Source organism: Stenotrophomonas sp. UBA7606, assembly GCF_002477705.1.
In the GTDB taxonomy this organism is placed as follows: domain Bacteria; phylum Pseudomonadota; class Gammaproteobacteria; order Xanthomonadales; family Xanthomonadaceae; genus Stenotrophomonas.
In genome coordinates this window covers 22,039-30,074 of sequence record NZ_DLJW01000050.1, presented here as the reverse complement: position 1 = coordinate 30,074, position 8,036 = coordinate 22,039, and the positions used below count along the sequence as shown (strand labels likewise).

Genomic DNA, 8,036 nt, shown 5'->3' with positions numbered 1-8,036 from the left:
CCGAGCCATGCTCGGCTGAGGCATTATCGGTAGAGCCTTTGCCGAGCATGGCTCGGCACTACATTTCTGCGCCCTCCCTTGCGCCGCAGGCGCAGGGGAGGGTTGGGGAGGGGTGAGCCTTCGCTTACTGCTGCTCGCGCGCGATCGCGCGCCAGCCGATATCGTTGCGGTGGAACTCGTTGGCCCAGTGGATCTTGGCTACACCTGCATACGCATGCTTCTGCGCATCACCAACGCTGTCACCTAGCGCTGCCACGCACAGCACACGGCCGCCGGCACTGACCACATTACCGTCAGCATCCAGTGCGGTACCGGCATGGAAGACCTTGGCACTGGCCGGCACATCGCCCAGGCCGCTGATCACATCACCGGTGATCGGCGTTTCCGGATACGGCTTGGCGGCAAGCACGACACCGAGCGACGGACGCGGGTCCCACTGCGCTTCCACGCCGGCCAGCGCGCCATCAATGGCGGCTTCGACCAGATCCACCAGGTCCGACTGCAGGCGCAGCATCACCGGCTGGGTTTCCGGATCACCAAAGCGCACATTGAACTCGATCACCTTGGGCGCGCCGCTGGCATCGATCATCAGGCCGGCATAGAGGAAGCCGGTGAACGGCACACCGTCGGCGATCATGCCGGCCACGGTCGGCTCCACCACCTCGCGCATCACCCGCGCATGCACGTCCGGGGTCACCACCGGTGCCGGCGAATAAGCGCCCATGCCGCCGGTATTGGGGCCGGTGTCGCCATCGCCCACGCGCTTGTGGTCCTGGCTGGTGGCCATCGGCAGCGCGATGCGGCCGTCGACCATCGAGATGAAGCTGGCTTCCTCGCCTTCGAGGAACTCCTCGATCACCACCCGTGCGCCGGCATCGCCAAAGGCATTGCCGCTGAGCATGTCGTGCACGGCAGCTTCGGCTTCTGCCATCGTCATCGCCACGATCACGCCCTTGCCGGCGGCAAGACCGTCGGCCTTGATCACGATGGGCGCGCCCTTTTCATGCAGGTAGGCCAGCGCTGCGTCCACTTCCGTATGCACGGCGTAATACGCGGTGGGAATGCCGTGGCGGGCAAGGAAATCCTTGGCAAAGGCCTTGCTGCCTTCCAGCTGCGCGGCAGCCGCGGTTGGGCCGAAGATGCGCAGGCCGGCTTCGCGGAAGCGATCGACCACACCCAGTACCAGCGGCACTTCCGGGCCTACCACGGTCAGGCCCACGGCCTCGTCCTGCGCCAGTTTCAGCAGGCCATCGATGTCGTTGACCTTGATCGCGACATTGCGGCACTTGCCTTCGGTGGCGCTGCCGGCGTTGCCGGGGGCGACGATCACTTCGCTCACGCGCGGCGATTGCGCCAGCTTCCAGGCAAGTGCGTGTTCGCGGCCGCCAGAGCCGATGACGAGGATTTTCATGGGGTCAGTTCCTGTGGGGCATCAATGGGGGGTGCAATGCTTGGCTTTCAGCTCGACTTCAAAGAACACCGCGCCGTTGGCATCCACGAAGCGGCGGCGGACACCACCACCTGCTGCATAGACCGGGGCCAATGCCGGTTCCATGCACAGCTCGGTGATGGCTTCGTCCTCGTCACGGCGCAATGCTTCGACCACGTCGGGCTTGGCCTTGGCCATGGCCACGCTGGCGTCGGGGAAGCTCACCACGAACACGATGTCCTCGCCATGGCGATGTGCCGAGGTGGTGATCAGTCCATCGCGGTAGGGCGCCGGCAATTGCTTGCCGAGCGTGGCGAGTGCGGTGTGCTGGGCGTCGGTCAGCGTGCTGCTGCCGCAGCCGGCGAGCAGCGCTGCACAAAGGCTGGCCGCGACTGCGAGAAGGGCATAACGCATCAGTTGCAAGCCTCCAGCTGCATGGTGGAAGGAATCAGGTAGCGCGATTTCGTAGTGTCGTAAGCGATGCTGTGGCTCTTGTTCACTGCACCTGCACAGCCCCGGCCTTTCTCCTGCACGCGCAGCGGCCAGTAAGCAAGCTGCGGCTGGCTGTTGTCGGGTGCCGCGTCGAAGTTCAGGTCCAGGCGCCCATGCGAACAGTGGCCGGAGCCATTGCAGTCGATCGCATTACGATCATCCAGATGGCTGCGCAGCCAGCCTGCGCTGGACAAGCTCTTGTCGCCGTCGAATACGTACCAGGCGCGATTGCGCATTGCTGCGCCAACCACCACCAGTTCGTCGTCAACCTGGAAGCCCCAGGCATTTGCGCCCATTTGCAGCGTGTTGACGGTGCCCGGTTTGCCGCCGGTGCCGCTGCCCTGGCCGAGCAGTTCGGCGGCGACGCTGACGCCGTCGTCGGCGGCGCGCTGCAGGACGATGAAATCGGTGCTGCCCAGTTCGATCGGGCTGGCGTTGTCGTACGTGGTGCAGATCGCCAGCATGCGGTAGTTGCCGTTCTGCACGCTGATGCTCTGGTCGGCGCAGATGTCGCGATGCACCTGGCGGGCCTGCCCCAGATCGGCATCACTCAGTTGCTGCGTCCATTGCCCCTGCAACTGCACGGCATTGCCATAGCGCTCCTGCAGCACCGCCATCACCCCGGCCTCGTAGCTGAGTTTGGTCTTCGCTGCAGCAGCGTCGTTCTGTGCGGGCGCGCCCTGCTGGCACGCAGCCAGCAGGGCGATGGCGAGCAGGGAAATCAAACGCGGGAAAACCCTGGTCGCCATGTGCCAGCTCTCTGTGACGGAATCAGTGACGGAAGTGGCGCACGCCGGTGAACACCATGGCGATGCCATGTTCGTCGGCAGCGGCGATCACTTCGTTGTCACGCATCGAACCACCCGGCTGGATCACCGCGGTGATGCCGGCTTCGGCGGCGGCGTCCAGGCCGTCGCGGAACGGGAAGAACGCATCCGATGCCATCACCGAACCCGGTACTACCAGGCCTGCGTCGGCGGCCTTGATGCCGGCGATGCGGGCCGAGTAGACACGGCTCATCTGGCCAGCGCCCACACCAATCGTGCGCTCGTCCTTGGCGTAGACAATCGCGTTGGACTTGACGTACTTGGCTACGCGCCAGGCGAACAGCAGATCGCGCGTTTCAGCGGCAGTCGGCGCGCGCTGGGTGACGGTCTTCAGTTCGTCGGCGCGCATGCCGCGGTTGTCGGCGCTCTGCACCAGCAGGCCCGAACCGATGCGCTTGGTGTCGTAGTTGTTGCGGGCGTCACCGGCCGGGATGCGCAGCACGCGCACGTTCGCCTTCTTGGTGGCGTAGTCCAGCGCGGCCGGCTCGTAATCCGGTGCGATCAGCACTTCGACGAACTGGCGGTCGAGGATGGTCTTGGCGGTTGCCGCGTCCAGCGTGCGGTTGAAGGCGAGGATGCCGCCGAAGGCGCTGGTCGGGTCGGTGTTGTAGGCCATCTCGTAGGCGGCGCCGACATCGGCAGCCACGGCCACGCCACACGGGTTGGCGTGCTTGACGATGACGCAGGCCGGCACCTCGAACTGACGCACGCATTCCCATGCGGCATCGGCGTCGGCCAGGTTGTTGTAGCTCAGCTCCTTGCCCTGCAGCTGCACGAAGGTGGCCAGGGTGCCCGGCACCGGATACAGGTCGCGGTAGAACACGCCGCTCTGGTGCGGGTTCTCGCCGTAACGCAGGTCCATGACCTTGATGAAGGAGGAATTCATCTGCGCCGGGTATTCATTGCGCACCGGCACCGCAGCGCTGGTATCGGTCACTGCCGACAGGTAGTTGCTGATCGCCGCGTCGTACTGGGCAACGCGGTTGAACGCGGCTACCGACAGTTCGAAGCGCTTGGCGGCGGACAGCTTGCCGTCGTTGCTGGCCAGCTCGGCCAGCAGTGCGTCGTACTGGTCCGGGCTGGTCGCCACGGCGACGCGGGCGAAGTTCTTGGCCGCGCTGCGCAGCATCGCCGGGCCGCCGATGTCGATGTTCTCCACCGCGTCGGCGAGCGTGCAGTCGGCCTTGGCGGTAACCGATTCGAACGGGTACAGGTTCAGCACCAGCAGGTCGATCGCGGCGATGCCGTGTTCTGCCATCACCGCGTCATCGGTACCGGCGCGGCCGAGCAGGCCGCCGTGCACCATCGGGTGCAGGGTCTTGACCCGGCCGTCCATCATCTCCGGGAAGCCGGTGACATCGGACACGTCCTTGACCGGCAGGCCGGCCTCGCGGATTGCCTTGGCGGTGCCGCCGGTGGACAGCAGCTCGACGTTGCGGGCAGCCAGGGCACGGGCCAGTTCGACCAGACCGGTCTTGTCGGAAACGGACAGCAGGGCCCGGCGGACGGGCAGCAGATCAGCAGACATGGGGAGGCAGGGGAAGCGGAAGCGGGCCCGTATTGTAGCCGCGCGGTCACATCCGTGGCCGGGAGATACCAGTTGTAACCCTGGGATGCCCAACCGTAGTGCCGAGCCATGCTCGGCAGAGGCCTTCCCGGCAATGCACGACGGCGGGGATTACCTGTAGCGTTTCAGCCGAACATGGCTCGGCTCTACAGTTGGAGCGGCGGCTTTACGCCAGCCCGTATTCCTTCAGCTTCTTGCGCAGGGTGGCGCGGTGGATGCCCAGCAACGCCGCGGCGCGGCTCTGGTTGCCTTCGCAGTGGTTGAGTACTTCCACGAACAACGGGATTTCCATCTCGCGCAGCACGATCTCGTACACATCGTCGGCGTCACAGCCATCAAGATCGCGCAGATAGCGCCGTACGGACTGGGCGACATGTTCACGAAGCGGCGGCTTCGGAGCGCCACGACTGATGTCAGGACGGGTGGGGGCAGCGTTCAAGGGAGTTCCCGCAAGTTCGACGATGCCGGGCGTTGGCTGGTCCGGCGTGGGGGAGGGAGTCTAGCGCGTGGGCGGCCGCCCTGCCACGCCAGCGACCCGCTGTTACTGGAATTCGAAGCTGTAGGCGACCGTGGCGGCGGCCGGCTCACGTAGCCGGAACGACACCTGCGCGCTCTGTCCTGGCTCCAGCCGTGCCTGTGGATCGGCACCCGCGCCAAGGTATTGCGCCGGTTGCAGGGTGCGGCGGCCAATGACCCGGCCGTCGGCGTCGGACAGCGACAGCCGCAGCGCCGGCCACGCCTGTGCCCAGCGGGCGTCGTTGCGGAAGCTGGCCTGGACCTGCAGCGCACCGGCCTGGCCGGGCACCGGGCGGATGTCACGGCTGAGCATGCTGAATGCCGCCGGCTCATGCCAGGCTGGCAGGCTGCAGCGCAGCACGGTGCACAGGCCGGCCACCCATGGCCGGGTACCGGCATCGGCGGCCAGGCGGGCACGGTCGGCAATCACTACCTGCACGCCCAGCAACAGCACCAGCCCGGCGACCAGACCCCATTGCCAGCGCGGTGTGGCCGGCGCGGGTGCCTTGGCGGCGGTGGCGGTGCGCAGGAAACTGGGGGCGGTGGTCGCCTGGGTGGTGGCGGTAGGTGCATCCGCAGCCGGGTGCTCGCCATCCTGATCGGCGTAGCCCTGCGCCGCCGGTTCGTCGTCGGCCAGCGGCAGTTCCAACGTGGCTTCTGCTGCAGGCTCCACGATGGTTGGCGCCGGCACGGCGTCGGCCGCCGCCGCTGCGCCGGTGGGCTTGGGCGCAGCTTGCAGGAAGGTGGCCAGCGAAGGGCGCGAGGGCGTGGTTTCGTCAGTCATGGCAGCACAGGCCGAGGCACTGCCCCCATTCAAGCACGGCGCACGCCGGTGATGCGCATCCAGTCGCCATCCTGGGTGGCCTCCAGTTGGTCAAACCACGCCGCGTAACGCTGAAGTAGTTCATCTTCCTGACCATGCAGGATGCCGGACAGGGCGATCCGGCCGCCGGCTGTCACGCGGGCGGCCAGCAGTTCGGCGAGCGCGTCCAGTGCCGAGGCCAGGATGTTGGCCACCACCACCGGGTAGGTGGCGACCGGCTCGTCTTCCGGCAGGTAGGCGGCAATATGCACGCCATTGCGCTCACCGTTGTCGTGGGTGGCGATCAATGCCTGCGGGTCGTTGTCCACGCCCACCGCGGCGGCGGCGCCGAGCTTCAGCGCGGCCAGCGCCAGGATGCCGGAGCCACAGCCGAAATCGAGTACGGTCTTGCCGGCCAGCTCGCCGTCGGCCGAGAGCTGGTCCAGCCAGCGCAGGCACAGCGCGGTGGTCGGGTGGGTGCCCGAGCCGAAGGCCAGGCCCGGGTCCAGCCGCACGATGGCGGCGTCGGCGGCCTGTGCGGCTTCCGGCAGGTCGTGGTTCCACGGCACGATCCAGGTGCGCTGGCCGAACTGCATGGGCTGGAACTGGTCCAGCCAGGCGCGTTCCCAGTCTTCGTCCTGCACGGCGCGGAAGCTGGCGTGGGTCCAGTCCAGGCCCGGATCGAAGGCTTCCAGCGCGGCCAGCAAGGCCAGCGCATTGGTATCGGCCGGGAACAGCGCGCTCAGGGTCAGCTCGTTCCACAGCGGGGTTTCGCCCACGCCCGGCTCCAGGATCGCGCGCTCGTTGCTGGTGTCAGCATCGGCATCGAGCATGGTCACCGCCAGCGCGCCGACGTCGTCGAGGGCGTTCTCGTAACGGGGCTGGGTGGTTTCGGTGCAGCGCAGGGTCAGTTCGAGGAAGGGCATGGCGGCAGTGCAGCAACAGCGGGACAGGGCACGCATCCTAGACGAGCCGGGCAATGATTGCGCGGGTGGGCCGTTGAAACCGCGGGTATTGCTACACTTGACGTTGTTCCCCTACCCATCCCAATTGGCTTTGCTGATGTTTTCTTTGCTGGCCAGAAAACCCAGGTACTTGCTCCTGTTGCCACTGGCGGTACTGGCCGCGGCGATGGGCTGGCGCAGTGCTGGCGCTGGGCTGGGGGCGGAGGGAGAAGAAATGGCACCGGAGTCGGGCGGCAACGCGCCGCTGATGGCGGTAGTCACGCCGTCCCCCCCGCTGCCGGAACATGCCGACAGCAGCAGGGTGGGGCCTGGGCTTGCGTTGGACCCACGCGCCGGCTTTGAGCGCGGGCAAGGCCTGTTCAGCTATGCCCGCCAGTTGCGCACCGCTGCAGCCACGGGTGATGCGGATGCCACCTGGATGCTCAGCCGCATCTATGACTATTGCGGTGCCTATGCGATGGATCCCTTGGCATACGCTGCGGACGCGCCCCTTCTGGCCTCGCTCAAGCTTGATGCCGCACCGGGCTTGCTGGCGGCGCGGGAGCGGGTGCGCCAGGGCTGCGAGGGATTCACTGCCGCCGACGGCCTGGGCAGCGCTTTGTCGGCCCAGCAGCGGCAGGCGGCAGCCAAGGCTGGCAGCTTGGCCGCCGAGGCCGCGTTGCTGGCGATGGGGCAGCCGCTGCAGGCGGACGCGGACTACCAGCGGGGATTGGTGGAGCGGGTGCTGAACGCGCAGGACCCGGAAGCATTTCTGGCGATTTCACCGGCCATGGGGGTGGCGGCATCGGGCGATGAGGCGTATGCAGGGAAGGTGTCGGGCACGCAGCTGAGCCAACTGGCATGGCAGGTAGCTGCCTGCCGGCTGGGTCTGGCATGCGGCCCGGACAGCGCATTGATGACGGCTTATTGCGCCAACGGCGGTGTGTGTTCGCGCAACCCCCGCCAGGATTTTGAAACCTTCGTGTACGACGCAGCAGTGCCGAGACAAGGTGTGGAAACAATGAACAACATGGTCAACAGCCTCATCCGCAAGCCGGGAGCACAACAATGAACTATCGCCGCTTTCTGCATGGGGCCAAATTCTGGGTGTGGGTGGTGTTGCTGGTGGCGTATTCGGCCGGTGCCGTGGGCGTGGTGCTGATCGATACCTACGAGGCGCGTTACCGCAACCTGTCCAAGATCAAGCTGACCAATGTGCGCTCCGATGCCGACCTGCGCCGCGCCGGTGCCAGCCAGGCAGCCGCGGTCTACCGGGCACAGAGCGGGCTGCCGTTTTCCACGTTGCAGCCGGGGGCCAGTTTCCAGATCGTCTGGCCGGATGGTTCGGTGGAGACGGTGACGGTGGTGGACCCGGCTTCTCCGTTGGGCACCGAGCCGGTTGATGGGACCGTGGTGGAGGCCGAGTAGATCGGCAGCTGCATCAGGCACAAAAAAGGCG

Annotated in this window: 9 protein-coding genes; 2 read left to right on the top strand and 7 right to left on the bottom strand. The window is 66.7% G+C overall.

Translation table 11 applies throughout. The features are described 5' to 3' along the window. Positions 1-124 precede the first annotated feature (124 nt). The 7 genes from purD to prmA form a co-directional block, all read right to left on the bottom strand. On the bottom strand, positions 125-1,411 hold the full coding sequence (purD, locus tag B2527_RS07635; protein WP_293707566.1) for a phosphoribosylamine--glycine ligase: 1,287 nt from the start codon (positions 1,409-1,411) through the stop codon (positions 125-127). A gap of 21 nt (positions 1,412-1,432) precedes the next feature. Then, a complete protein-coding gene (locus B2527_RS07630) occupies positions 1,433-1,843 on the bottom strand; it encodes a hypothetical protein (protein ID WP_293707564.1) in 411 nt (136 codons plus the stop codon). Further along, positions 1,843-2,670, bottom strand: coding sequence for a hypothetical protein (locus B2527_RS07625; protein ID WP_293707563.1), 828 nt, complete (start codon positions 2,668-2,670; stop codon positions 1,843-1,845). Before B2527_RS07625 ends, B2527_RS07630 begins: the two co-directional genes overlap by 1 nt. Before the next feature lie 22 nt (positions 2,671-2,692). Continuing rightward, entirely contained in the window at positions 2,693-4,276 is a 1,584-nt protein-coding gene (purH, locus tag B2527_RS07620; RefSeq protein WP_293707561.1) for a bifunctional phosphoribosylaminoimidazolecarboxamide formyltransferase/IMP cyclohydrolase, read from the bottom strand. 205 nt (positions 4,277-4,481) lie between these two features. Further along, positions 4,482-4,754 carry a DNA-binding transcriptional regulator Fis gene (gene fis, locus B2527_RS07615; protein WP_293707560.1) on the bottom strand — a complete coding sequence of 91 codons (273 nt, stop codon included), beginning with the start codon at positions 4,752-4,754 and terminating at the stop codon, positions 4,482-4,484. Positions 4,755-4,856: 102 nt separating this feature from the next. Then, a complete protein-coding gene (locus tag B2527_RS07610) occupies positions 4,857-5,615 on the bottom strand; it encodes a DUF3426 domain-containing protein (protein ID WP_293707558.1) in 759 nt (252 codons plus the stop codon). A gap of 29 nt (positions 5,616-5,644) precedes the next feature. Further along, a complete protein-coding gene (prmA, locus tag B2527_RS07605; RefSeq protein ID WP_293707556.1) occupies positions 5,645-6,559 on the bottom strand; it encodes a 50S ribosomal protein L11 methyltransferase in 915 nt (304 codons plus the stop codon). 169 nt (positions 6,560-6,728) lie between these two features. Between prmA and B2527_RS07600 the strand changes: the two genes are divergently transcribed. Together B2527_RS07600 and B2527_RS07595 are read left to right on the top strand one after the other, a co-directional pair. Continuing rightward, entirely contained in the window at positions 6,729-7,649 is a 921-nt protein-coding gene (locus B2527_RS07600) for a hypothetical protein (protein ID WP_293707555.1), read from the top strand. Continuing rightward, entirely contained in the window at positions 7,646-8,005 is a 360-nt protein-coding gene (locus B2527_RS07595) for a hypothetical protein (RefSeq protein WP_293707553.1), read from the top strand. Before B2527_RS07600 ends, B2527_RS07595 begins: the two co-directional genes overlap by 4 nt. Positions 8,006-8,036 lie beyond the last annotated feature (31 nt).

Coding starts and splice junctions, on each gene's coding strand:
- purD (WP_293707566.1), bottom strand. CDS start 1,411: ATGAAAATCCTCGTCATCGGCTCTGGCGGCCGCGAACACGCACTTGCC.
- B2527_RS07630 (WP_293707564.1), bottom strand. CDS start 1,843: ATGCGTTATGCCCTTCTCGCAGTCGCGGCCAGCCTTTGTGCAGCGCTG.
- B2527_RS07625 (WP_293707563.1), bottom strand. CDS start 2,670: ATGGCGACCAGGGTTTTCCCGCGTTTGATTTCCCTGCTCGCCATCGCC.
- purH (WP_293707561.1), bottom strand. CDS start 4,276: ATGTCTGCTGATCTGCTGCCCGTCCGCCGGGCCCTGCTGTCCGTTTCC.
- B2527_RS07610 (WP_293707558.1), bottom strand. CDS start 5,615: ATGACTGACGAAACCACGCCCTCGCGCCCTTCGCTGGCCACCTTCCTG.
- prmA (WP_293707556.1), bottom strand. CDS start 6,559: ATGCCCTTCCTCGAACTGACCCTGCGCTGCACCGAAACCACCCAGCCC.
- B2527_RS07595 (WP_293707553.1), top strand. CDS start 7,646: ATGAACTATCGCCGCTTTCTGCATGGGGCCAAATTCTGGGTGTGGGTG.